Raw genomic sequence first — 24,697 nt, 5'->3', positions numbered from 1 at the left:
AACTTCTTCAATTGGGGGAGCGGGGAAAGCTTCAGACTTTAATATTTCTTCCTGTTGGCGTAATTCACCAGCGACAACATCACCGGAACTTCCACCAGAACTCCCACCACGCATACCAGCGCCGCCGGACTTTGCAATCCGAAGAGACCTATAGCCACGGCCACAGAAAGTTCAAAAAAGTTACTGGCACCAATCATCGCTGCCGGGGCACAAACCTGGTGTTGCAGGTTGAGCTTTTTTCCGGAAAACCAGGTAACAAAGAAAATGAAATAGGTCTGGATGATAAGCGGGACGGCAATAAGAACAATGATGAACGGATTGTTCAAAATATTCTCCCCCTGAAAAGCGAAGAGCAAGACCAGGGTAAGTAGTAATGCAATGACACTTACAGGTTTGAATTTTGGAAGGAATTCTCCCGTGAACCACTCCCTGCCTCTTGAGCTTATAAGAAGTTTGCTGGTAAGGATCCCGGCCACCAGCGGAATTACAACGTAAATAAGAATGCTTAATATGAGGGTTTCATAAGGCACCACCACATCTGTAATTCCTAAAAGCAGTCCCACGATAGGGACAAAGGCAAACAGGATGATGAGGTCGTTCACCGATACCTGCATGAGGGTGTAATTCGGGTCCCCGTCGGTAAGGTAAGACCAGACAAAGACCATTGCGGTACAGGGCGCGGCGCCGAGAATAATGGCTCCTGCGATATATTCCCCGGCCATTGAAGGATCAATGAATGCGGCAAAGATCTTTGTAAAAAATATCCATGCAAAAAATGCCATGGTAAATGGCTTGACCAGCCAGTTCATGATCACTGTCAGCACGATTCCCTTGGGCCGGCGGCCGATTTTTTTGATGCTGGTAAAATCGATCTGCAGCATCATTGGATAGATCATCATCCAAATGAGAATGGCAATTGGAATATTTACCTGATAGATCTCCCAGCTGCTCACCACCTGCATGGCATCTCCTGCGAGATTACCAATCAGGATTCCGGCAGCTATACATAAGGCGACCCAGAGACTCAAATATTTTTCGAAAAAGGCGATTCGTTTTTGTTCTGGCATGGGGGTTAGTTTTTGAGGAATTTATTTTCCGTTTCTGAGGTTTTCTGCATAAGCATTAGGCAGTCGGCTGCCTTCCACGGCTTGTGCGGCTTTCTCGACATCGTATTCAAACCTGATGAATTCCGGTTTAATGCTGTCTTTGTTGAGAACAGAAGAAGTTTCATTTATGTTAAGGATCACGTAGCAACCGCGGGGATCGCCGTCCTTAGGTTTACCTATTGATCCCAGGTTGATCGCGTGCCGGTAATGCGGAGTTTCTTCGGTCCCGGAATTCAGGATGCGGTGGTAAGGCTTATGGGTGTGGCCAAAGCACATAATATCGGCATCGGCATCTTCCATGATGCGCAGCAGACTTTTTTCTGCCCTGTCTTCGAACAGGTATTCATTGATCTTTCGGGGACTTCCGTGAACCAGGAGCAAATTGAGCTTATCCTCATTCAGCTGAAATTCCACCCGTATATGCGCCGGAAGACTTCTCAGGTAAGCACGATTCTTATCTGAAATTAACTCATTCGTGAGGGAAATGGAAACGGCGCCATTGGCTTTTTCCTCCTCGGTTTTGTAAGCACAACCGCATTCGTCGCTGTTCCTGCCAATACCGAAATCATAATTCCCGGCAATGGTGGGAATATTTCGCTTTCTAATTTCTTCGGTGACCTCGTTTGGCCAGATATTATACCCTACCAGATCGCCAAGACAATAAATGGCATCTACTTCTCTTTTTTGAAGATCTTTAAAAAAAGCTTCTAAAGCTGGGAGGTTGGAGTGGATATCACTGAAAAGTGCAATTTTCATATTCAGCTTTTTAAATGGTTAGCAGCATTGTGAAGTTGTGGAAATATCATGGTCCAGAAAGGAAATGAGCAATTTCTTCATGGCGACCCAGTTTTCTCTGTGGATGCAATAACAAACACTGGTGCCTTCCACATTTCCTTTGATGAGTCCGGCGTTTTTCAGTTCCTTCAGGTGTTGAGAAATGGTGGGCTGGGCCAGACCGATCTTATCTACCAGGTCCCCACAAATACAGGTGTTACTTTCAAAAAGCTGCTGCAGGATTGAGATCCTGGCGGGATGACCTAATACCTTGGCCATAGAAGCAATTTTGTTCTGTTCTTCAGAAAATATTTCGGATTTAGTGATTCCCATGATCTCTAATTATTTATTAAATGCAATATTACAATAAAATGCATAAACAGTGGCTTCCGAGAAAACTATTTGAATCCTGGTAGAGAAACTTCTGTAGATTCATTGTAAAAAGATTTGATTTAAGAAATGATATTGATCTTCCTTTTAGCAGAAGAGAATTTACTTCCTGTATTGATCCGGGAGGCAACAATGAAAACTGCTGTACAAAAGAAAATGCAGCTTTTACAATTTGTCGATGAATCAAGTCTTTCATCGAATATAATCACAAAAAGGAACTAAAGCTTTGTTAAGAATGTATTACGGAAAACCGTAATTCATACATTTATTTCAGAATCAAATCTGAGAATGAAATTTAGGATCAATAAAACTGTATTATTTGCTGTTTTTGTTTTCGGTGTAATAGCAGCTATTTATATAAACTACTTGCTTTCACAAATTTGATTCGGGTTCTTAATAGTGTTATAGAAAAATCCGGAGGGCACTCCGGATTTTTTTTATGTCTTTTTTCTGTGAGATCTCCCAGAATTCTTTCTGATTTTGTGTTCTAATCCAGGATCTCGTAGTGGATAGGTTTGAAGCTGCCGTTGTTGCTGTCTTCGGCAGAGCAGGCGGTGAGGGCGACGATGAGGTCCATTTCGGCTTCGAAGAGAATGTAGTCTCCGGATTGGCTCAACGGCGGATCCACACTTAGTTTGCCATTCTCATCAAACTGCACGTTCATAAAAATGTTGAAAGCCGTGGGCACATCATCGGGTTCTATTCCGAAAGGGGCGAGGTTGGTATAGAGGTTTTCGAAGCAGCTGGGATGATAGTTAGGGTTGTTATACATGATCTTAAAAGTTTCCGGGCTGCAGGGTGCTAAAAGGAAATCATTTCGCCCATTAGTATCTTCCAGGATCTTCATCATCTTATTGCTGCGGTTACTCCACAACCAGTTGCCTTTGGTGATCAATATGCTTTCTTCAAAATCAAGGGTTTTTCCGGAGGAGATCTTTTCCCGTGTATCTTCGGCATTGAACAGTACCATGTCGCTTACCTGTTCCCCCTGCGGATCAATAACCTTTAATTTTTGCCCTTTTTGGAGCTTAAATGCCGCGCCGCTTTGTTTTTCAATGATCTGTACCATGTTCTTTTTTCAAATTTTCGCTAAGTTTCGAAGATAAAGGATCCTGCCGCTCTTCCAGGTGCCGGCGCACCGATTCTACATCATCTTTCTCAAAACCCTGGTGAAGTTTCGCTATGGCCTGTACTTTTACAGGTTCACACCAGAACCCTGTGATGAGAGGAAGATGATCTTCCACCATATCATCCGGAAGATCCTTGTAATAGATCGGGCACCTCTGATCTTTCTCAAACTTCTGAATAAGGTTTTGCAGGCTGTTTTCCAGTTCTTCCCGGGATTGCAGTTTCAGCTTTACATTGACATGTACAGCCGAATAATCCCAGGTGCTAATATTCATGTCTTTATACCAGGAAGAGGATACGTATCCATGAGCACCCTGGAAGATAAGCAGCGCTTCAAGCCCATCTTTCAGAAATTTGTACTGTTCATTAGCTTCAGCAATATGTCCGTATAAAAGGAATTTTTCCGGAGTACCGGTGATCAATACGGGAATGTGAGTAGCCAGCAATTCTTCTCCCTGCAGCACGAAAGTTGCAAAGGGATGCTGTTGTATAAAATCGTAAATGTACTGCGGATCTTTCTTTAGATATTTCTGTTGCCGGAACATGTTTATTTTTTGTGGTTAAGAAAAGGACATTTCCACTCTTCTCCAACTTTTCTTCCACTATATTGCCTGGCTTCACTGCGCTCTCCAAAATCCTCGAGCATAGGATTTATATTTCCCTGCAGCTCAATATCCCGCTCCCTTATTTTATCTCTTACGGTGTGATAGGTATTCATTTCCCGCAGCTTCTCAAACTGCCAGTGGAGGTTAAAAGCTATAGCAGGATAAGGAGCCTGCCGGGCTTTTCGGGAGCTGTTTGGGTGCAGACCAACTATATAAAAAGCTTTGCCCCCCAGGCTAAAGCTGAAATTTTTATCTTCCGGATCGGGGCTTACCGCCTCATCCCAATCGGCATCATCGACCTCATGCAGATGTTGTAGCTGCTCCCAGAGTGTTTTTTCAAATTCCTCTTCAGAATTATCCTGTTTGCCTTTAAAGGCAGCCAAAAAAGTGAGGAATTCATTAGATTCAAAATCGAAAGCGGCTATGTATTGCTTCAGGTCGGCAAGAATGGCTTTGGCCGTTTCCCTGCTTCCGAAGTCATTATATTCATGGAAGTCCACCTTGTCCATGCTAAATACGGTCTGAGCCATTAAGCATGGATGGTCTTTTCCAATTATAAAATCTTCAAATTCTGCTCTAGAAGAAGCGGATTCCTTTTCCACTCCGGGGGCTGTAACACGGGACATAAATTATATTTTGATAAAAATAACTTCTGAAGGCTCATCTACAAAAGTGTTTAAGAATCTGTTAGTTGAGATTTAAGTAAGATTAACAGCTTATGGCCTTATGAGCTAAACTTTCTCGCGATACCGGTAAATAAGGAATAGCATAAAGACATTCAGACAAAACGCCACTCCGTTGGTGGCGATGATGGGGATATCTCCGGTTAATACTCCGTAGATCACCCACAGGGCGAGTCCTGTGATGAGCACAAAGAACATCCCCGGGGAAACATCATCCACCTCTTTGGTCTTCCAAGCCTTCCAGATTTGCGGAGCAACGGCCGCAGTAGTAAAAATTCCGGCTGTAAGGCCCAAAACTTCTGTCCAGCCTATCATCTATGCTCCTACTACTTCGCCACCATTGACGTGGATCACCTGCCCCGTAATATAACTACCGTCCTTACTGGCTAAAAAGACATAAGCCGGACCAACTTCACTCGGCTGTCCCGCTCTTCCCAACGGAACTTTTTTACCGAATTCCGCCACATGTTCTGCGTCAAAGCTCGCCGGAATCAGTGGTGTCCAGATAGGACCCGGAGCCACGCCATTTACCCGAATGTTCTTTTCTGCAAGCATTTTTGAGAGGGAGCGGGTATAGGCGGTAATTGCCCCTTTGGTGCTGGAATAGTCGAGCAAATGTTCACTGCCGCGGTATGCCGTTACCGAAGTTGTATTAATGATACTATCCCCTTCAGAAAGGTGTTTTAAGGCTTCATTCACCGTAAAAAAATAAGGATAAATATTAGTTTCAAAAGTCGTCCGAACCTGCTCTGAAGTCACTTCCTCCGGCTCTTCTTTAGGAAATTGCATGGCAGCATTATTCACCAGGATGTTGAGTCCGCCGAACTTATCCACCGTCTTCTGTACCACTTCCCTGCAAAACTTCTCATCTTTAAGATCACCTTTTATAGCCAGGCCTTCAGAGCCTGCTTTTTCGGTCATTTTGACCGTTTCTTTGGCGTCCTTGTCTTCAGAAAGATAGACTATAGCCACTTTGGCGCCTTCTTTGGCAAAATGAACAGCTACGCTCTGGCCAATTCCGCTATCGCCACCTGTAATTAGAGCGACTTTCCCTTTCAGTTTATCACTGCCCTTATAGTCTTTTCGAATCACCTCTGGCTCGGGATGCATTTTTTGCTGTTTCCCGGGCTGCTTTTCCTGTTCCTGCTTCGGAAGATCCTTTGGTTTGCTCATAACTTCTCGCTTTTGAACTTAAAGTTATAGAACAGCTTTTAAGGCTGCCGAATGTTTAAGAAAGATTTAGCGTCTATTAGATGATGTTTTTATGCACCTACCACCATTCCGCCATTCACATGAATGACCTGCCCCGTAATATACGTGCTGTCTTCGCTGGCGAGAAAAACATAGGCCGGTGCCACTTCACTGGGTTGGCCTGCGCGGCCCATTGGCGTATTCTGGCCAAATTCTGAAACTTCATCAAAAGTAGCCGGAATAAGAGGAGTCCATATGGGTCCCGGAGCCACACCGTTAACCCTGATGTTTTTCTGTGCCAGCATTTTTGCAAGTGACCTGGTGTAGGAGGTAATCGCTCCTTTTGTACTGGAATAATCCAGCAGCATCTCGTGACCCCAGTAAGACACGACTGATGTTGTATTGATGATCGTATCGCCTTCCTTCAAATGTTTAAGCGCTTCTTCTACAGTAAAGAAAAAAGAGTAGATATTGGTCCTGAAGGTATCATGCAGTTGCTTTGCATCTATTTGCCCGGGAGATTCTTTCGGGTACTGGATGGCAGCATTGTTGACCAGAATATTGAGTCCGCCAAAACGCTCTACGGTTTCCTTTACGATCTGCCGGCAAAATTGCTCCTCCTTCAAATCTCCCTTTAAGACAAGGCATTCCTGCCCTGCTTCTTCCACCATCTTTTTTGTGTCTTCAGCATCTTTGTCGGCAGCGAGGTAGACAATAGCAACATTGGCACCCTCATGGGCGAAATGTACGGCCACGCTACGACCAATACCGCTGTCGCCACCTGTTATAAGGGCCACTTTGCCCTTTAATTTTTCACTTCCTTTATAATTCTTCCTGATTACTTCAGGTTCCGGATTCATTTTATGCTCTTTGCCGGGTAGATTTTGATCCTGTTCCGGAAAATTTTCTGGTTTACTCATAATTTTCATTTTTATTAAGTTAATAAAACAACGGCCTGAAATGAAGGTGTTTAAGAAAGATTTAGCGCAGCTTTAAACAAAGAATAACGTCTGTGAGAAATCTCTACCTTTGGGGCTGAAAAATGACATTTTTGGAACCTCTTTCTTTTGACATTGTAATAATTGGTGGCGGTGCTGCCGGATTCTTTGCAGCTATAAATGCTGCGGAAATGGCTCCTGAAGCCAAAATCTGTATCCTCGAAAGAGGAAAGGATGTGCTGAATAAGGTACGCATCTCCGGCGGCGGAAGATGCAATGTCACCCATGCCGAATTTCTTCCCAAAGAACTAACCCGGAATTATCCCCGGGGGGAAAAAGAACTCCGCGGACCTTTTCACTCCTTCATGACAGGCGATACTATCGAATGGTTCGAAAAGAGAGGGGTACCACTGAAGATCGAGGAGGACGGGCGAATGTTTCCGGAGTCGAATTCTTCAGAAACAATAATAGACTTGTTTCTACAGGAGTCAAAAAGGTTAAAAATTGAGCTGCTTACCAAGAGAGCCGTGCAGGGGCTGCAGCAGAAAAATGATCACTGGGAGATCTCTACTTCACAGGAAAATTTTGTCGCTAAAAAAGTGATGATTGCCACAGGAAGCAACCCAAAAATGTGGAATTTACTGCAGGATCTTGGTCATAGCATTGTCCCCGGTGTCCCCTCGCTGTTCACCTTTAATATTAGCGATAAACGGATAAAGGATCTGCCCGGAGTTGCCACAAATGCCGTGGTCAAACTGAAGCGGACAAAACTGGGAACCTCCGGACCTTTATTGATCACCCACTGGGGTATGAGCGGACCGGCAATCCTGAAACTTTCCGCCTGGGGTGCGCGAGAGCTCAGCGACAAAAAAAACTTCGAAATCGAGGTGAACTGGCTTCCCGAAATTTCTTCTGAAGAAGTGGAAGCAGAACTGCTGCGCTTAAAAAAGGAAAATGCAAAGCAATTTCCACATAAATATGCGCAATTCGAACTTCCAAAAAGACTGTGGCAGAGTCTGTTGAATGCTTCAGGAATTGATGCTGAAATACGATGGGCAGACCTCAATAAACAACAGCTTGAAGAATTGCAGCAACAGCTTACCGGCGGCAGTTTTCAGGTGCATGGGAAAAGTACCTTTAAGGAGGAGTTTGTTACAGCCGGTGGCGTGGAGCTTAAAGAGGTGAACTTTAAAACTTTTGAAAGCAAGGTCTGCAAAAACCTCTTCCTGGCAGGGGAAGTTTTAAATATCGATGCCATCACGGGAGGTTTCAATTTTCAGAATGCCTGGACCGGTGGGTATTTGGCTGCGCAGGCTATGACTGCCCTGTAATTAATACATTTTAAAGCAATTATTTATAGTCATGAAGTGTTAGCCACGGGGCCTTACTTTGTTTTCCGATCCTTTTCTTTCAAAGTAATCAATGATTTCGGATTTAGTCATTTTTGTTAACTTCTCGCTCAATGTCTTCCGTTGCTCCCGCATGAATCCTACAGCATCAAATTTTTTTTTATTCTTCGTTTCCATAACTCATTAATTCTCTTGGGGAGCGAATTTCCAATTGGTTATAACCATTTTTAATGTTAATGGAATATAGCCCCGTATCCGCTCGATATTTACAATGCGTTTAAAGTTCCAGCTTAATAAAATATCAGCTCGATTAATTGTCGCCAATGCAATATGAAGACAGTCAGCATAACTTGTTTTGCCAACTACGTACTCATTAATAATTCTGCTGCCAACTCAACTACTTCGTCATCTGTTTTATTTAACTCTGTTAGATCCTCTTTTAGTCCCGTTACAAGTTTTTTGACCTTTTCAGGCGCAAATTCTAATTCTTCCTGGGTAACATCTGAAAATAGAATTATAAATTCCTCCTTTTGCATTCGTTCAAAAAGCGGGACTGTAAATTCTTGAAATTCATCATCAATATAACCGCCAAAGACCGACGTGTCAATATAAATCCGCTGATTTTTCACTCTTTAAATTTACTGAATTTTGAGATATATTCTTGATTAGCACTTTATTTCCTATCTCCAGTAAATTTAGCCATAGGAAAGAGGCACCTTTAATTATACTTTTGGGCAAGAGAAGTTTTAAATATCGACGCTATCACCGGCGGCTTCAATTTTCAGAATGCCTGGACCGGTGGGTATTTGGCTGCGCAGGCTATGACTAACGATTCTGCTGTTTGAGCACCATTTTGTTAAACCAGGAAGTTGGCAGGATCTTCCTGGCGAACAGCACTGCGCCCGCACCTTTACCGGTAGGATAGCGTAGTTTTTGACTGCCATCGTTCGCCGCTTTCCAAACTGTTTCTGCCACTACTTCGGGACCCGAAGCCTTTTCATTCCGCTTTCTCATTCCGCTGAGAATATTTTTCTCCATCTTCTCATAACCTTTAACGGAATCATTTTCAAAGACCATAAGCGACCTGCCGTGGAAATCTGTTTTTATGGCTGCGGGTTCGATCATTTTTACCCTGATATTGAATTGCCTGAGTTCATATTGCAGGGCTTCGGTAAAACCTTCAAGCGCCCATTTGCTCGAACAGTACAGGCTGTACAGCGGAATGGTAAACCGGCCGACTACGGAGGAGGTGTTAATGATCATTCCCTCTCCTTTGTTTTTGAAATAGGGAATGAATTCGCGGGTGAGCTCCATTACCCCAAACACATTCACTCTGAACTGCTGTAGCACCTCTTCTTCTGTAGATTTTTCAAAAGCGCCCACGGCGCCATAGCCGGCATTGTTGAACAAGACATCTATAGAGGCGAAATCATCTTCCACCTGTGAGATAATATTTTGCAGATGCTCCTTTTTTGTCACATCCAGCCTGTAAAGTTTCAGGTTTGATCTTTCCCTTAGCTCGCTTTCTTCTTCGGGGGAACGCATGGTGGCGGCCACATTCCAACCTTTTTCAGCAAAGAGTTTAGCGGTTGCACGGCCAATTCCGCTGGAGGCGCCAGTTATTAGAATTGTCTTAGTCATAGTTCTTTTTTTATTGAGTCACTCCCGCATTTTGTGGAAGAAATAAAATTTAAAGCCCTGAGGGGGCGTAATATACCAGCATCCCGTGAAGCGGGATGAAAAATAACAAAGCCATCACATCAAAGCCCTGCAGGGGCGTAATTTAATAGGCGCTATTTCGATATCAATCCCAGACATAGCGCTCGTCAAATTCAACATTATATTTTTTCAAAAAATCCCGATATTCATCCTGAAAAGTTTTCTTTCGATGATGTTCGTGTTGCTTTGAAATGTAAGTGGTAACAGTATCTACCTCAGAAGGGTTTACCGAGAAGGCTCCGTATCCATCTTGCCAGTAAAACTTTTCATATCCCACGCCTTTGGTTTTTATCCATTTTGATGAGTGCGATTTTAATTCTTCAATTAGTTTTATCAGGGCTAATTTTTTTGATAACATACAAAGTATGTGGATATGATCGAAATGGCCTCCAATTTTTATTACCTGACAGTCGAGTCGATTGCAAATCCCACCAAGGTAGTTGTGCAGTTCCACTTCCACAGGTGCGTATATCAATGGTTGCCGATGCTTGGTGCTAAAAACCAAGTGGATATAGTTCTTTACGAGTGACTGTCCCATGATTATTATATTACGCCCTTTCAGGGCTGATAAAATTCTCCGCTTTTTATACGATGGGCTGCACCCATCGTTAGTATATTGCGCCCCTTCGGGGCTTCACTCATTCACTTATTCACTTATAGCCTGCGCTGAAAAGGCGTAATATCTAGCAAAGGAACATCCATGATTTCAACATTTATAGGGTTTAAATATTGCTTTAGGATTTTGTTCTAAGAATTAAAATAGCAAATTTTTCGAACACCCGGGAGTGGTGAAGAGCTATTATCTCTTTTAGATTGACTAATATTCTATCACAAAGGCGACAATTTTATTTCAACCCCTCTTTCGAAGTGATATAAATATCCAATGAAGTTTCAAGGCTTTTGCAGGAAAATCTATCTTTGTGCTATGACCGAAAAAGATTTTATTCCGAAGTCCTACCCGGCGCAGGTAGAGCAGGGGGAAGTAACCTGGCAAAGCCCCAGCAACATTGCGCTTGTGAAGTATTGGGGGAAGCTCGAAAACCAGATTCCGGCGAATCCTTCCATAAGTTTTACGCTGGATTCCTGCAGGACTACGACCACATTGAAATTCAAGAAAAAGCAACAACGTGCAGATAATTTCCACTTCGACCTTAGTTTTGAGGGAGAGAAAAAGGAATCCTTCCGACCAAAAATTCAGAAGTTTCTGGAAAGAATTGATCCGTATTTGCCTTTTTTGAGGGATTATGACCTGAGTATTGAAACTTCCAATTCCTTTCCGCACAGCAGCGGGATTGCCTCTTCGGCCAGCGGGATGAGTGCGCTGGCACTTTGCCTTATGAGCCTTGAAAAGCAACTGAATCCCGAAATGAATGAAGAATATTTCACCCGGAAAAGCTCATTTTTGGCAAGGCTGGGATCGGGAAGTGCCTGCCGCAGTATTGAGGGAGACCTTGTAGTCTGGGGGATGCATAATAATATTTACAGGAGCAGTGATCTTTATGGAGTGCCGTTCAGGGATGAGGTGCATGACAACTTCAAAAATTACCGGGATACCATTCTGCTTGTCGATAAAGGAGAAAAGCAGGTGAGCAGTACTGTCGGCCATGACCTCATGAATGATCATCCATACGCCGAACAGCGTTTTCGACAGGCACATGACAACCTGGACAAGCTAAAAAAGATCTTCCGCAGCGGAGATCTGGATGAATTTATTAAAGTAGTGGAAAGTGAAGCTTTAACCCTGCACGCCATGATGATGACGAGTCAGCCATACTTTATTTTAATGAAGCCGAATACGCTGGCCATCATTAATAAGGTTTTTAAATTCCGTGAAGAAACCGGGCTGCATCTGTGTTTTACCCTGGATGCCGGTGCCAACGTGCATCTGCTGTTTCCGGAAAAGGAGGAAGAAAAGACGCTCCAGTTCATAGAAAATGAGCTTAAGCAGTACTGCCAGAATGGCCAGTATATTACCGACAGAGTGGGCAGCGGAGCGAAGAAATTGGCGTGAAATTTGGTTATACATTTCTAATAATCAGTAACATTGCACGTCAATTTTAAGCTGTATATTTGCCCCTTTCAGTAGGAACGAAAAATGTCTTAACAAGATTTTATCATAATCTGATCATAATCATGTGGCTGAAAGGATGTTGAATGCAGGATGTTAATTAGTTTTGCTAACTTTGATTAGTTTACAATAGGGAGCTTTTTTTAATTTTTGAAATCCCTGCCCCAAAAGAGATATAGTATGAAAGGACCTTTATTTTATTCTAAAATATTACTCTTCGGAGAATATGGGATCATCAAAGATTCCAAAGGTTTATCTATTCCCTATAATTTTTATAACGGGGCATTGAAAGTGGATGAAGATCCGTCTGAAGATGCACAAAAATCCAACAGGAGCCTTAAAAGGTTTGCAGATTATCTTGAGAATCTTCAGCAGGAAAAACCGGAACTTGTTCAATTCGATCTTGAGGACCTTAAAGCAGATATTGAAAAAGGGATGTACTTCGATTCCAGTATTCCGCAGGGATACGGAGTGGGAAGTAGCGGTGCTTTAGTGGCTGCTATCTATGACGAATATGCAATTGAAAAGATAACTGTTTTAGAAAATCTTACCCGCGAAAAATTACTGAAGCTGAAAAAGATCTTTGGAGAAATGGAATCTTTTTTCCACGGAAAATCTTCAGGGCTGGATCCTTTGAACTCCTATTTAAGCATTCCGATCCTCATTAATTCTAAAGACAATATTGAGCCTGCGGGCATTCCGTCACAAACTGTGAACGGGAAAGGCGCTGTGTTCTTACTTGATAGTGGCTCTGTTGGGGAAACTGCTCCCATGGTAAATATTTTCATGGAGAACATGAAACAGGAGCCTTTCAGGAAAATGCTGAAAGATCAGTTTGTAAAACATACCGATGCCTGTGTAGATGATTTCTTAAAAGGTGATGTAAAATCCCTATTTGGAAATATTAAGAAGCTTTCGCATGTGGTGCTGGATAACTTCAAACCGATGATCCCTGCACAATTCCACAAGCTTTGGAAAAACGGAATTGAAACCAACGACTACTACCTCAAGCTTTGCGGCTCCGGGGGTGGAGGTTATATTCTTGGATTCACAGAAGATATTGAAAAAGCCAGAAAAGCATTGAAGGATTATCGCCTGGAAGTAGTCTACAACTTCTAAGATCCCACAATGACCTCTATTTCAAAGAAGCGGCTTCTGCTAAAGATTCTCAGCTTTATTTCGGTTATCAGAGGTTATAACATCCTGGTGCTGGTCATCGCCCAATACCTGACCTCTATTTTTATCCTTGCTCCCGATCATCCAATGGGGCAGGTGCTGTTTGATCCCAATTTGTTCTTTATGGTGCTGGCAACCGCCTCTATTGTGGCTGCGGGTTATATCATCAACAACTTTTACGACAGCGAAAAAGATCTTATTAATCGGCCGCAGAAGACCATGCTGGATCGTTTTGTAAGTCAGCGGACAAAGCTTTCGGTTTATTTTATTCTGAATCTTGCAGGGATCTTCTTTGCAAGTTATCTCTCGTTTAGAGCTGTATCTTTCTTTGCTGTATATATCTTCGTGATCTGGTTCTATTCCCACCGATTCAAAAAGATCCTTTTTCTGAACAATTTAATGGCATCGGTCATTACCATAACCCCATTCTTTGCGGTCTTCTTGTACTACAAAAATTTCGATACGGTCATACTTGTGCATGCTGCTTTCCTTTATCTCATTATTCTAATGAGGGAGCTGGTGAAAGACCTGGAGAACATGAAAGGTGATCTTATTCAGGGGTACCGAACCATCCCCATTGTCTACGGGGAAAACCTGAGCAAAATCCTGCTCACTGTATTGACTTTTCTTTCCATGATCCCGGTTTATTTTTTGATCTTTAAGTTTGAGATCGGGAAGATGTACTACTTCTTCTACGGAGCCGTGGGTTTACTGTTTCTGTTCCTTTTGATCCTTTACTTCAGCAAAGCCAAATGGCAGTATCTGCTTCTGCATAATCTACTAAAGTTCATTATTGTTGCCGGGGTTTTCAGTATTCTGCTGATCGATGTGGATGCGCTTTTAAGTAGAGTGTTTTAATTGAATATTTTATATCGAATATTGTATAATGGCCTCATGGTGACATGACCTGAAGCTTCGGCAGGAAGATATTTCAATTTAAAATCGCAAAAGATTTCACGCAGAGATTGCAAAGACTTACGCTAAGAGCGTAAAGAAATCCTGTTCATTGTTACTTGATCACTGTTAATTGAAAAAGTTTCCCGCAGATCACGCTGATCCTCGCAGAAACCAATCACCAATTAACTGCTCTCTAATTAACCATTTTGGAAATTGGTGCTTGTAATTTGGAATTTACTATTTCCCGCAGATTCCGCTGATCTTCGCAGAGCACCAATCACCAATTAATTGTTCTCTAATTAACCATTTTGGAATTTGGTGCTTGTGATTTGGAAATTAATTTCCTTTATCTTCAATTTTTCAAATCCTTACATCTTCAAATCTTTTATTAAACAAACCACTATCTTTGTACAAAATATAATTTAATATGAGTAGAAATGACAGGTCGGCCGGAAGCAGGGGAGACCGTTCTTCCGGAAAATCATCGGGAAGACAGGGAGACGGAGAGCGCTCCAAATCCTATGCCCGCGGAAATGCGCCGGTGAACCAGAATGAAAAGGATCCAAAAAATATGTCCCGGGGCAATGCTCCGCTTAAAAAGAAGCAGGGAGGAGCCGGGAAAAGTGAAGGAATAAGACTGAATAAATATATTGCTAACTCCGGAGTTTGCTCCAGGAGAGATGCAGATATCTATATTGCTGCGGGTAATATTACAGTGAACGGACAGGTGGTGACCGAAATGGGGCACAAAGTGCAGCTGAAAGATGAAGTGAAGTTTGACGGCCGCCGCATCAATCCCGAAAAACCGGAATATATTCTTTTAAACAAACCCAAAGGTTTTTATGTAACCGGTAGTTTGGAGAAAAAGAACCGCACCGTAATGGATCTTGTTGCCAATGCGTCCAAATCCAAACTCACACCCGTTGGCAAGCTGGATACCCAGGCCACGGGTTTATTGCTGTTCACCAATGACGGTGCACTGGCAAAGAATCTGGCTAACCCGAAGAACGGTATCAGGCAGATCTATCATCTTGAACTTGATAAGGATCTTGCCTACGATGATCTTCAGAAGATAAAAGAAGGTGTTAACCTGGAAGATGGGACGGCAAAGGTGACTGAGGTAAGTTATGTTGAGAACAAGCCAAAAAAGGAGGTAGGTCTTGAAATAAAGAGTACAAAACCTCATATTGTGCAACGGATCTTCAAAAGCCTCGGCTATGAAATCGTGAAGCTGGATCGTGTAGTTTATGGAGGGCTCACCAAAAAAGACCTCACCCGCGGTCACTGGAGGGTGCTGAGTCAGCAGGAGGTGATCAACCTTACCAACATCTGATTTTGTTCAGAAAATGGAAGAAAATCCGAACCGGAAAGTTGTGACTGGAGATATTAAAAAAGTCCTGCAACTTTCTGGTTTTTTAATACATTTGCTTTTGCTAAGCTAAAATGATGAAAGAAACACCTCGGGCGTTATCCGATTGGTTTTTAGAATACTCCTTCCCCGGCACCTGTAGCCTTAACAAACTTTTATCACCTTATTTTTTCAGCATTGGCTTATAATTTCTACTTTTTAATTTTAAACCTTATTACGTAAAAATTGAATACGAAGTATAGCGATTTAATCGACCAGACTTATTATTTCCCCCAGGAAGAATTTACGGTAGAAGATGGTGAACTGCGTTTCCACGGAATTGACCTGATGGAACTTGTGAGAGAATATGGAGCACCGCTTAAGTTCACATATCTCCCCAAGATTTCAGAAAATATCAACAAGGCCAAAAAATGGTTTGCCGATGCTTTAAAAAAGCATGATTATCCAGGTACTTATAACTACTGCTACTGCACTAAAAGTTCCCATTTCGAACATGTGCTAAATGAGGCTTTAAAGAATGATATACATATTGAAACTTCGGCTTCCGTAGATATCAATATCGTGGAGAACCTGAAGAAGCACGGAAAGATCACCAATGATACGTATGTGATCTGTAATGGTTTTAAGAGGAACGGCTATATCACCAATATTGCCAATCTCATAAATAATGGTCACCACAATTGTATCCCGATCATAGATAATTATGAGGAGATTGACCTGCTTTCTGAAGCTATTGACGGTAAATATAAAATAGGGATAAGAATTGCTTCGGAAGAGGAGCCAAAATTTGAATTCTATACTTCCCGACTGGGGATTGGATATAAGAACATTGTTCCATTCTTTAATAAGCAGATCAGGGATAATGAACAGGTGGAGCTGAAGATGCTGCATTTCTTCATTAATACCGGAATCAGAGATACTGCCTATTACTGGAATGAATTGCTGAAATGTCTTAGAGTTTACATCAACCTGAAGCGCATTTGTCCTTCCCTTGACAGCCTTAACATTGGAGGTGGTTTTCCGGTAAAAAATTCTCTTCACTTTGAATATGATTACCAGTATATGGTGGAAGAGATCGTGAACCAGATCAAGATTGCCTGTGACGAGGCTGAAGTTGAGCCGCCGCATATATTTACAGAATTCGGCTCCTTTACTGTAGGAGAAAGTGGCGGAGCGATCTATGAGATCCTTTACCAAAAGCAGCAAAATGACAGGGAGAAATGGAATATGATCAACTCTTCCTTTATTACTACCCTACCCGACACCTGGGCGATAAGCAAGAAATTTGTGATGCTCGCGGTGAACAGATGGAATGACGAATATGAGCGGGTGTTACTGGGAGGATTAACCTGTGACAGCGATGATTACTACAACTCCGAACAAAATACCAACGCCATATATTTGCCAAAATATAAACGGGATAAACCGCTGTATATCGGGTTCTTTAATACAGGTGCCTATCAGGATACCATTGGTGGATTTGGCGGATTACAACACTGTCTTATCCCGCAGCCCAAACAGATCTTGATTAACAGAGATAAAGACGGAAAACTTGAAACTACCTTATTCAGCGATCAGCAGGAGCCTCAGGATTTCCTAAGAATTCTCGGATACGAGAAATAGTCTGGAATTTTTATATTTTTAATTATATATAATTGAAGCAATTAGAACACAACAATCGCTAATAAAATGAGTAAAAAGAATTATGCCGGCATCCCGGACAAGTATGCACGTTTAGATGACGCAAAAGTAGTTTTGATCCCGGTTCCCTATGACGGAACGAGTACATGGGGTAAGGGTGCCGATAAAGGTCCCGACGCTTTTCTGGAAGCTTCAGAAAATATGGAGCTTTTTGATATCGAGACCCGTACAGAAGTCTACAAAAAAGGAGTTTATCTGGCTCCGCCGGTGACCGAAAATTCCTCTCCGGAGAAAATGGTGGAAGCGGTTCACAAGACCGTAAAAAACTACATCAAGCAGGAAAAATTCGTTACGATTTTTGGCGGCGAGCATTCCATTTCCATTGGAACTATCCGTGCTTTTAATGAAAGCTTTGAAGACCTTACCGTAGTGCAGATCGATGCGCATGCAGATCTGCGTCCGGAATACGAAGGCACTACCTGCAACCATGCCTGTGCAGTGCATGAGGCCAGTAAAAAAACAAACCTTATCCAGGTAGGAATACGCTCTATGGACATTTCCGAACTGGACCACATGGATGAGAATCAGGTTTACTGGGCGCATGATCTTTATGAGGACTGGATGGATGACGCCATTGGACAAATGACTCCAAATGTTTTCATTACCATCGACCTTGACGCCTTTGATCCTTCCATCATGCCATCTACAGGGACGCCCGAGCCGGGTGGAATTTTCTGGTATGAAACCCTGGAATTCCTAAAGTTGATGTTCAAGAAGAAGAATGTAGTGGGTTTTGACATCGTAGAGCTTAATCCAAATGAAAATGAAAAGTCTTCGGACTTTTTGGCGGCTAAGCTGTATTACAAGATGTTGAGTTATAAATTCAGATATTTAAATAGAAACGAAGAAGACGAAGACGATGAGTAAAGGAGCGATAACAGAATTCCTCGAACGACATTTTAAACATTTTAATGCTGCAGCCCTTGTGGAAGCCGCAAAAGGCTATCGGGAGCAACTGGATAAGGGTAACAAGATGATGGTTACCATGGCAGGAGCTATGAGCACAGCCGAAATAGGTAAAAGTTTTGCTGAAATGATACGCCAGGACAAGGTGCATTTCATTTCCTGTACAGGTGCTAACCTCGAGGAAGATGTGATGAACCTCGTTGCTCACACCCACTACGAGAGATTGCCGCACTACCGCGATCTTACCCCGCAGGACGAATGGGATCTTCTTGAACGCGGTTTGAACCGTGTTACCGATACCGCTATTCCTGAAGAAGAGGCTTTCCGAAGAATTCAGAAACATATTGTAAAGATCTGGAAAGATGCTGAAGCTTCAGGCGAGAGATATTTTCCGCATGAGTTCATGTACAAGCTCTTGCTTAGCGGAGTAATGGAGGAATATTACGAGATCGACATAAAGGATTCGTGGCTGTATGCCGCCGCTGAGAAAAATCTGCCAATGGTGGTTCCGGGTTGGGAAGACAGTACCATGGGGAACATCTTTGCCTCTTATGTAATGAAAGGCGAGCTAAAGGCGAGCACCATGAAATCCGGAATTGAATACATGGGCTTCCTGGCCGACTGGTATATGAAACATACCGACATTGGTGTGGGATTCTTCCAGATCGGTGGAGGTATAGCCGGGGATTTCCCGATTTGTGTTGTTCCTATGTTATATCAGGATATGGAGATGCATGAAATTCCGTTCTGGAGTTACTTCTGCCAGATCTCAGATTCTACAACCAGTTATGGAAGTTATTCCGGTGCCGTTCCAAACGAAAAGATCACCTGGGGGAAACTGGATAAGGACGGACCTAAATTTGTCATTGAAAGTGATGCAACAATAGTTGCGCCATTGGTATTTGCGTACATACTTGGTATGTAGATCTATACCAGATATAAAATAAATGAACAAATCCCGAAGGCAAAACCTTCGGGATTTTGCTTTTTTGAAGCTGTTGTGCCTCATCCCTTTTCACTGTTTATTTATTCTTAAATTGTGATGAATTTAGCTCTTGCGGCTGGGAACGTCACTATTAATGGGGAAATGACACACAGGTGACATATGAATGTCACCCAAAAAACAGGCCTTTTGAGGTAGTTTTGTTTCAAACAAATAACCGATATGGACGAAAAAAATAAACTTGCTGAAAATCTGGTATACCAGAGAAAATTAAAAGGGCTGACTCAAAAAGAGCTTTCAGATAGAACCAATGTAACGGTACGAACTATTCAAAGGATTGAAAAAGGAGAAACAGATCCGCACCTGCAGACCGTGAAATTATTAGCTGCTGCTTTGGAAATGGAAGTAGATGAACTTTTGGTTCTGGAAGATCCAAAAGAGGAAAGTATTCAGAAGAAATGGCTACTGCTAATTCACGCAACTCCATTTATCGGATTTGTAGTGCCATTGGCAAACATCTTCATTCCATTGTTTTTATGGATACATAAGCGGGAGGATAGTAAGATCTACGATGACCACGGAAGAAAAGTGGTGAATTTTCAAACCACTATGGTCCTGGCTTTTATTGTGGCTCTGGTTATGATGATTTTTTCAGGAAATGCCTTTATTAGTGCCGGTCCCCTCATCACCATAGTTATGGTCATTATCCCCTATGCTTCGCTTATGATGTTGATCAACATATTTACAGCCGTTGACAAACAAAAATCATATTATCCCCTTTCTATTCCTTTTATCAGGAAGAAGAGGAAAAGAAAAACAGTTAATAAAACGGCCACCGCTGCGATTATTTTCCTGTGTTTTTCGGGTTCGGGTTTTGCCCAGGGAATTGAACGACTGGATGGTTCTGAAATTTCATCAGATTCGCTTAACCGGCATGTTAAATTTTTAATGAAAGAGGCTAAAGTACCCGGACTGGCTATCTCTGTTTTTGATGAAAATGAGCCGGTTTATTCAGAAGTTTTTGGCTACGCAAATAATAATGATGGGCGGGAGCTGCATAAATCCACCAATATTTACGGTGCTTCTTTAAGCAAGGCTGTGTTTACAGTGATCGTGATGAAGCTGGTTGAGGATGGCGTCATAGATCTTGACACTCCTTTAGAGTCTTACCTTCCGAAGAAAATATATGAGTACGAGCCTAAAGCCGATTGGCACGATGATTATTCCGATCTCAAGAATGATTCTCTATACCACAAGATTACAGCGCGAATGGCGCTGGCGCATACAACCGGTTTTCCAAACTGGAGGTTTTTTGAACCTGACAAGAAATTGCGGGTAAAACAAGAGCCTGGGAGCGGATATATGTATTCGGGAGAAGGAATGGTTTATTTGCAGGTAGTACTCGAGAAGATCACAGAAGAGCCTTTTGAAGAACTTGCACAGGAGATCGTTTTCAAACCTTTAGGTATGGAAAACTCCAGTTTCGAGTGGCAACCGCAATTTGAGAAAGATTATGCGCTTGGGCACAATGAGAAAGGCCAGGCTTACAAAAAAGACAAGGATAATGAACCCCGGGCTCCCAGTACAATGGAAACGACCTTCGGAGATTATACCAGGTTTTTAACTGCCGTCCTAAATCGGGAGATACTCAGTAATGGGTCATGGAATGAGATTTTCAGTCCGCAGGTAAGGATCCGCACGTTGAGGCAATTCGGACCTTTGGCACAGGAGGAAGGGGATCTGAATGATGATATTCAAATGTCTTATGGGCTCGGTTCAGGATTATTTAAGACCCCATACGGTTGGGCAGCTTCAAAAGGAGGTAATGGTAGCGGCTTTGAACATTATTCAGTAATATTTCCGAAAGCCGGAAAAGGAATTCTAATAATGACCAACAGCGAAAATGGAGAAAGTATCTTCAAAGAATTGCTCGAGCTAGCTCTCGAAGATGTCTACACCCCCTGGGAATGGAAGAATTACGTGCCTTATGATCAGGAGGAGTTGGGTGTAAAGAGGAAGTAATAAAGACATTTCTCTCATGAAGAAAAAAGCCAAGGCTGAACAGATAATTTTTTAATCCTCTTGTCTCCTCGAGCGGAGTCGAGAGGTTATTTTCTTACTGAATTCTTCGTGCTCTTCTTTTATCTTACTCTGCTTTGTGTGAAAATCCCGGGAGCTCATCTGCGGCGATAAGAGAGATCAGCGGGAACTCTTTACACTCTCTGCGGGAAACCTTTGCGCCCTCTTCGAGAAAACTTCGTAAAGCAAAACTCCAAGGACTACTGAATATTCAAGTACAATCAGCCAAAGATTCTCCTCATATTCCAGTTGCGAATAAGCGAAATAACTCAGCACCACCATTAAACTCCACACCTGCACAAATTTGTATCTGGTGAAAACAGAGAGCAGCAGCGGAGTAGCCAGATACCAGGGATGCACTGTAGTGGCCAGCAGTAGATAGATCACCATGGCAAACATCATGCTGGTGAGCAAGCCTTTCATATCTGAATTTCTTTTTAGAGAAGACAAGACCAACACTAAAAGAAAAACAACAGCCGCCAATGCCGGTCCGGCGTAGCCAATGATGTTGTAACCTTCAACTTGATATCCAATCCACCTGATGAGGTAGTAGAAGCTCGCGTTGAATTCGAACTTCTGAAACCAAAGGCCAATACTGGCAAAGAAATTTTCTGCAAATACATCGGAAAGGAAAGGCAAAAAGAACAGGAGAACCACACCTCCGGTAAGCATGTAATAACCTAATGCTTTTTTCCATCCGAGTCTTCTAAACAGGAGTGGCAGGAACATTAATGGAATTAATTTTACAAGTATAGAACAGGAAAATAAGAGAGCGCTAAAAAGCCCTTTTTGACGCTGCAGTAAATACAGAGCTGCTATAAGGAAAAACAGCATCACTCCTTCAAAATGTAGATTTCCGGTGAGTTCAATGAGGATCAGCGGATTCAGCAGATACAGAAAGATGTTGCTCTCCGGTAGGTTGAGGTTTTTCAGCAATTTCCTTCCGAAGTAGAAGATCCCGATGTCGGCGGCAATGATGAAGATCCGCAGCCAGATCACGGATGCCAGAATGCTTTTCCCGCCGATGAGTGCGGCCAGCGCAAACCAAAGCTGATTCAGCGGCGGATAATTAGTGGGATTTCCGGCGCTAAGGCTGCCCATGCCTTGATAGAGTTCCTTAGCTCCTGCTATTGGAATGCTTCCGGAAGAAAAATATTGATCCGGAGTCATTAAATAGGGACTGATTCCTTCCAGTAACAGCTTGCCGTCCCAGATGAACCTGTAGAAATCCTGTGAGAGGTTCGGAATTGCAAATAAAAACAGCAATCGGAAAATAATAGCGGCAGCGAGAAGGATATTAAGATTAGAACGCTGCATCCGGAAAAATTTCCAGCTTAAAAAGAAGAGTCCGCCGTAGAGGGTCAAAAGTTTGAAAAAATCGGTCCTTTCGAGGTCGTAGGCGAAGGCCAGGTAAAAGGCGCAGCAGCTTAGGAAAATAAGTAGCGGGATCTTGTGGAGTTTGAGAAACGTTTTCATTCCTCTCCAGACCTAACAGGTTTTGGAAACCTGGTAGGTCTCCCAATCTCAATATTAAAGGATGTCAAAACCACATAAGAAAACCCAAAAAACATCATAAGATGAAATGGCAATAAACTGTAACTGCCAGTTCTGAAGGCAGAGAATATTCCAAAGGCGAAAAGCAGCATTAATAGGATCTCAAGAAGCAACTGGAAATTCCATTTTAAAGAAGTCTTCTTTAATGATTCATGTCTGCTGCCCAGGTTGAATTTTGGAGTTCTGATAAATTCACTCTTCTTTCCAAAATGCCCTTCGAGAATAGCGATACTATTGTGCAGGGAAAGCCCCATGGCAATGGAAAAGAAGGTGAGAAATAAACCTATGAACTTAAAAAATGAAAGGCGGTCGTTCTTATGTAGTTCCTTGTAAGCCGAATAATAGGTGATAAAAAAGATCAGCGGACTTAACACAAAAATCGTCATGCCGGTGAAAATTTCAGAATAAGCAGGATCATTCAATAAAAATAGCACCGGGATACTGACAATTCCCATCAAAAGCACCACAAGAAAGAAGCTGCTGTTCAAAAGGTGAAAAAAGCTGTGTACGCGGGTGCCAAAACTGAGCTTTTTTTCCAGAAGCACTTTTTTATAATTCTTCTGAAAATTCTCTGCCGCTCCTTTATTCCACCTGAATTGCTGCGAACGTGCTGCTTCGATGGTGATGGGTAATTCGGCCGGAGTTTCTACCTCCCGTAGGTATTTAAATTCCCAGCCTTTGAGTTGCGCCCGGTAACTCAGATCCAGATCTTCGGTGAGTGTGTCGCCTTCCCAGTTTCCGGCGTCCAGGATGCAGCTCTTTCTCCAGACTCCGGCTGTTCCGTTGAAGTTGATGAAATGTTTTCCGAAATTACGACCGGTTTGTTCAAGGATAAAATGATAGTCGAGCAGGAAAGCTTGTAGCTTGGTTAGCAGGGAATAATTCTTGTTCAAATGTCCCCAGCGGGTCTGCACTACGCCCAGCTTTTCATTTTTGAAATAGGGAACGGTCTTTTTTAACCAATCCGGCTTCGGAAGAAAATCCGAATCAAAAATAGCAATGAATTCGCCCTTGGCATACTCTAGTCCGGCTTTCAGGGCTCCTGCTTTAAAGCCTTTACGATTTGTTCGGGTGATGTGTTCAATGGGAAAACCTTCAGCTTTTAGTTCAGAAATAATTCCGGCAGTTAAGGCTGCGGAATCATCGGTGGAATCATCCAGTACCTGCACTTCGAATTTGTCGTGAGGATAATCGATAAGTGCGATATTTCGAAGCAGACGCTCCACAACAGGTTTGTCATTGTAAAGCGGCAGCTGAATTGTAACATAGGGAATTTGAGAAGGGTCTGAAAAATCCCATTTTTGAGAGGTATCTTTTTGCCTTCGGCTTTTTCGGAAATTGATGAGCAGGTGCAAAAGGGAGAGGCTGTAGAGAAATACTACAAACATCAACAGTCCAAAAATGATCAATATTGCCGTTTCCATTATTTGAAACTGTATTTGAAGATCCAGGTGAGGATCTTAACTCCTGCCATGAAAGCGCCTTTTACAGTACCCGAAACTTTTGATTCGCCAATGCGATTGCGGTAATGCACCGGCACTTCTTCATAGCTGTAATTCTTTTTAAGCGCCTTTAGCTGCATTTCCACCGTCCAGCCGTAGGTCTTGTCCTCCATTTCTAGCGCAAGCAATTTGTCATATTTGATTGCTCTGAAAGGTCCAAGGTCAGTAAACTTCGCATTGAAGAACCATTTCATGAGACTTGTAGCCAGCCAGTTTCCAAAGATCTGCGGAAAGGTCATCGCTCCTTTTTCCCGCCACCGTTTTACTCTTGCGCCGATGACCAGGTCAAAATCCCGCTGCAGAATTGGTTCCACGATCTTCTCCAGTTCCTGCGGATAGTCGCTGTAATCTCCATCTAAAAATACGATAATTTCGGGCTTTTCCGGAAGCTTTGCGATGTAATCCATCCCTTTCAGGCAGGCATAGCCATAGCCTTTTCGCGGCTCCCGTAAAACGGTGGCTCCCGCTTTTGCAGCAACTTCTTCGGTGGCATCTGTGGAATTATTACTCACTACGATGACTTCATCCACAATTACAGGAACATCGGCAACAACAAGTCCGATGGAGCCAGCTTCATTGTATGCGGGAATAATGACTTTTATCTGAGGCATTTCAGCAG

General features: G+C 42.7%; 24 protein-coding genes. 9 read left to right on the top strand and 15 right to left on the bottom strand.

Features of this window, described 5'->3' with window-relative positions; translation table 11 throughout:
* Positions 1–38: 38 nt before the first annotated feature.
* The 9 genes from arsB to G564_RS0104760 form a co-directional block, all read right to left on the bottom strand.
* Complete coding sequence (gene arsB / locus G564_RS0104805) at positions 39–1,067, bottom strand: ACR3 family arsenite efflux transporter (protein ID WP_029036661.1); 1,029 nt, start codon at positions 1,065–1,067, stop codon at positions 39–41.
* A 21-nt stretch (positions 1,068–1,088) separates the two neighbouring features.
* Positions 1,089–1,862, bottom strand: a complete 774-nt coding sequence (locus tag G564_RS0104800; protein WP_029036660.1) for a metallophosphoesterase family protein — start codon at positions 1,860–1,862, stop codon at positions 1,089–1,091.
* A gap of 18 nt (positions 1,863–1,880) precedes the next feature.
* Positions 1,881–2,213, bottom strand: a complete 333-nt coding sequence (locus G564_RS0104795) for an ArsR/SmtB family transcription factor (RefSeq protein WP_029036659.1) — start codon at positions 2,211–2,213, stop codon at positions 1,881–1,883.
* 544 nt (positions 2,214–2,757) lie between these two features.
* On the bottom strand, positions 2,758–3,339 hold the full coding sequence (locus tag G564_RS0104785) for a DUF1989 domain-containing protein (protein WP_029036658.1): 582 nt from the start codon (positions 3,337–3,339) through the stop codon (positions 2,758–2,760).
* Complete coding sequence (locus G564_RS0104780; RefSeq protein WP_029036657.1) at positions 3,323–3,943, bottom strand: FMN-binding negative transcriptional regulator; 621 nt, start codon at positions 3,941–3,943, stop codon at positions 3,323–3,325. The genes G564_RS0104785 and G564_RS0104780 overlap by 17 nt, the downstream gene beginning before the upstream one ends.
* A gap of 2 nt (positions 3,944–3,945) precedes the next feature.
* Complete coding sequence (gene gntA, locus G564_RS0104775; RefSeq protein ID WP_037373518.1) at positions 3,946–4,629, bottom strand: guanitoxin biosynthesis heme-dependent pre-guanitoxin N-hydroxylase GntA; 684 nt, start codon at positions 4,627–4,629, stop codon at positions 3,946–3,948.
* 105 nt (positions 4,630–4,734) lie between these two features.
* Positions 4,735–5,001 (bottom strand): SemiSWEET family sugar transporter, encoded by a 267-nt coding sequence (locus G564_RS0104770; RefSeq protein ID WP_029036655.1) that lies wholly within the window; start codon positions 4,999–5,001, stop codon positions 4,735–4,737.
* Positions 5,002–5,859, bottom strand: coding sequence for an SDR family oxidoreductase (locus G564_RS0104765; RefSeq protein WP_029036654.1), 858 nt, complete (start codon positions 5,857–5,859; stop codon positions 5,002–5,004). It lies immediately after the preceding gene.
* Between the two features lie 89 nt (positions 5,860–5,948).
* Complete coding sequence (locus G564_RS0104760; protein WP_029036653.1) at positions 5,949–6,797, bottom strand: SDR family oxidoreductase; 849 nt, start codon at positions 6,795–6,797, stop codon at positions 5,949–5,951.
* A gap of 122 nt (positions 6,798–6,919) precedes the next feature.
* On the opposite strand from G564_RS0104760, the gene G564_RS0104755 reads away from it, so the two are divergent.
* A complete protein-coding gene (locus G564_RS0104755; protein ID WP_029036652.1) occupies positions 6,920–8,146 on the top strand; it encodes a BaiN/RdsA family NAD(P)/FAD-dependent oxidoreductase in 1,227 nt (408 codons plus the stop codon).
* Positions 8,147–8,526: 380 nt separating this feature from the next.
* Here G564_RS0104755 and G564_RS20575 read toward each other — a convergent pair whose 3' ends face one another.
* The 3 genes from G564_RS20575 to tnpA form a co-directional block, all read right to left on the bottom strand.
* A complete protein-coding gene (locus G564_RS20575; protein ID WP_051205310.1) occupies positions 8,527–8,793 on the bottom strand; it encodes a PIN domain-containing protein in 267 nt (88 codons plus the stop codon).
* A 196-nt stretch (positions 8,794–8,989) separates the two neighbouring features.
* Positions 8,990–9,805 carry an SDR family oxidoreductase gene (locus G564_RS0104740; protein WP_029036651.1) on the bottom strand — a complete coding sequence of 272 codons (816 nt, stop codon included), beginning with the start codon at positions 9,803–9,805 and terminating at the stop codon, positions 8,990–8,992.
* A gap of 163 nt (positions 9,806–9,968) precedes the next feature.
* Entirely contained in the window at positions 9,969–10,421 is a 453-nt protein-coding gene (gene tnpA / locus G564_RS0104735) for an IS200/IS605 family transposase (RefSeq protein ID WP_029036650.1), read from the bottom strand.
* Between the two features lie 387 nt (positions 10,422–10,808).
* Here tnpA and G564_RS0104730 point away from each other — a divergent pair, with 387 nt between their 5' ends.
* The 8 genes from G564_RS0104730 to G564_RS0104690 all read left to right on the top strand — a co-directional run bounded on the left by G564_RS0104730 (position 10,809) and on the right by G564_RS0104690 (position 20,965).
* On the top strand, positions 10,809–11,894 hold the full coding sequence (locus G564_RS0104730) for a diphosphomevalonate/mevalonate 3,5-bisphosphate decarboxylase family protein (RefSeq protein WP_029036649.1): 1,086 nt from the start codon (positions 10,809–10,811) through the stop codon (positions 11,892–11,894).
* A 237-nt stretch (positions 11,895–12,131) separates the two neighbouring features.
* Positions 12,132–13,070 (top strand): mevalonate kinase family protein, encoded by a 939-nt coding sequence (locus tag G564_RS0104725; RefSeq protein ID WP_029036648.1) that lies wholly within the window; start codon positions 12,132–12,134, stop codon positions 13,068–13,070.
* A 9-nt stretch (positions 13,071–13,079) separates the two neighbouring features.
* The gene (locus G564_RS0104720; protein WP_029036647.1) at positions 13,080–13,985 is read left to right on the top strand and encodes a geranylgeranylglycerol-phosphate geranylgeranyltransferase; all 906 of its coding nucleotides are present in this window, start codon (positions 13,080–13,082) and stop codon (positions 13,983–13,985) included.
* 466 nt (positions 13,986–14,451) lie between these two features.
* Positions 14,452–15,357, top strand: coding sequence for a pseudouridine synthase (locus G564_RS0104715; protein ID WP_029036646.1), 906 nt, complete (start codon positions 14,452–14,454; stop codon positions 15,355–15,357).
* Between the two features lie 261 nt (positions 15,358–15,618).
* Positions 15,619–17,016 (top strand): type III PLP-dependent enzyme domain-containing protein, encoded by a 1,398-nt coding sequence (locus tag G564_RS0104705; RefSeq protein ID WP_029036645.1) that lies wholly within the window; start codon positions 15,619–15,621, stop codon positions 17,014–17,016.
* A gap of 66 nt (positions 17,017–17,082) precedes the next feature.
* Positions 17,083–17,961, top strand: coding sequence for an agmatinase (speB, locus tag G564_RS0104700; protein ID WP_029036644.1), 879 nt, complete (start codon positions 17,083–17,085; stop codon positions 17,959–17,961).
* A complete protein-coding gene (locus tag G564_RS0104695; RefSeq protein ID WP_029036643.1) occupies positions 17,954–18,925 on the top strand; it encodes a deoxyhypusine synthase family protein in 972 nt (323 codons plus the stop codon). Before speB ends, G564_RS0104695 begins: the two co-directional genes overlap by 8 nt.
* Before the next feature lie 240 nt (positions 18,926–19,165).
* Complete coding sequence (locus G564_RS0104690) at positions 19,166–20,965, top strand: serine hydrolase (protein WP_084625579.1); 1,800 nt, start codon at positions 19,166–19,168, stop codon at positions 20,963–20,965.
* Between the two features lie 177 nt (positions 20,966–21,142).
* On the opposite strand, the gene G564_RS0104685 is transcribed toward G564_RS0104690, so the two are convergent.
* From G564_RS0104685 to G564_RS0104675, 3 genes are read right to left on the bottom strand one after another with little or no spacing between them, the layout of a single operon-like run.
* On the bottom strand, positions 21,143–22,498 hold the full coding sequence (locus G564_RS0104685; RefSeq protein ID WP_029036641.1) for a mannosyltransferase: 1,356 nt from the start codon (positions 22,496–22,498) through the stop codon (positions 21,143–21,145).
* Positions 22,495–24,000 carry a cellulose synthase family protein gene (locus G564_RS18585; RefSeq protein ID WP_051205309.1) on the bottom strand — a complete coding sequence of 502 codons (1,506 nt, stop codon included), beginning with the start codon at positions 23,998–24,000 and terminating at the stop codon, positions 22,495–22,497. The genes G564_RS0104685 and G564_RS18585 overlap by 4 nt, the downstream gene beginning before the upstream one ends.
* Positions 24,000–24,689 (bottom strand): glycosyltransferase family 2 protein, encoded by a 690-nt coding sequence (locus tag G564_RS0104675; RefSeq protein ID WP_029036640.1) that lies wholly within the window; start codon positions 24,687–24,689, stop codon positions 24,000–24,002. Before G564_RS0104675 ends, G564_RS18585 begins: the two co-directional genes overlap by 1 nt.
* Between the last annotated feature and the right edge of the window lie 8 nt (positions 24,690–24,697).

It is taken from the genome of Salinimicrobium xinjiangense DSM 19287 (assembly GCF_000423585.1).
Taxonomy (GTDB): Bacteria; Bacteroidota; Bacteroidia; order Flavobacteriales; family Flavobacteriaceae; genus Salinimicrobium; species Salinimicrobium xinjiangense.
This window is presented reverse-complemented; position numbering and strand designations above follow the sequence as displayed.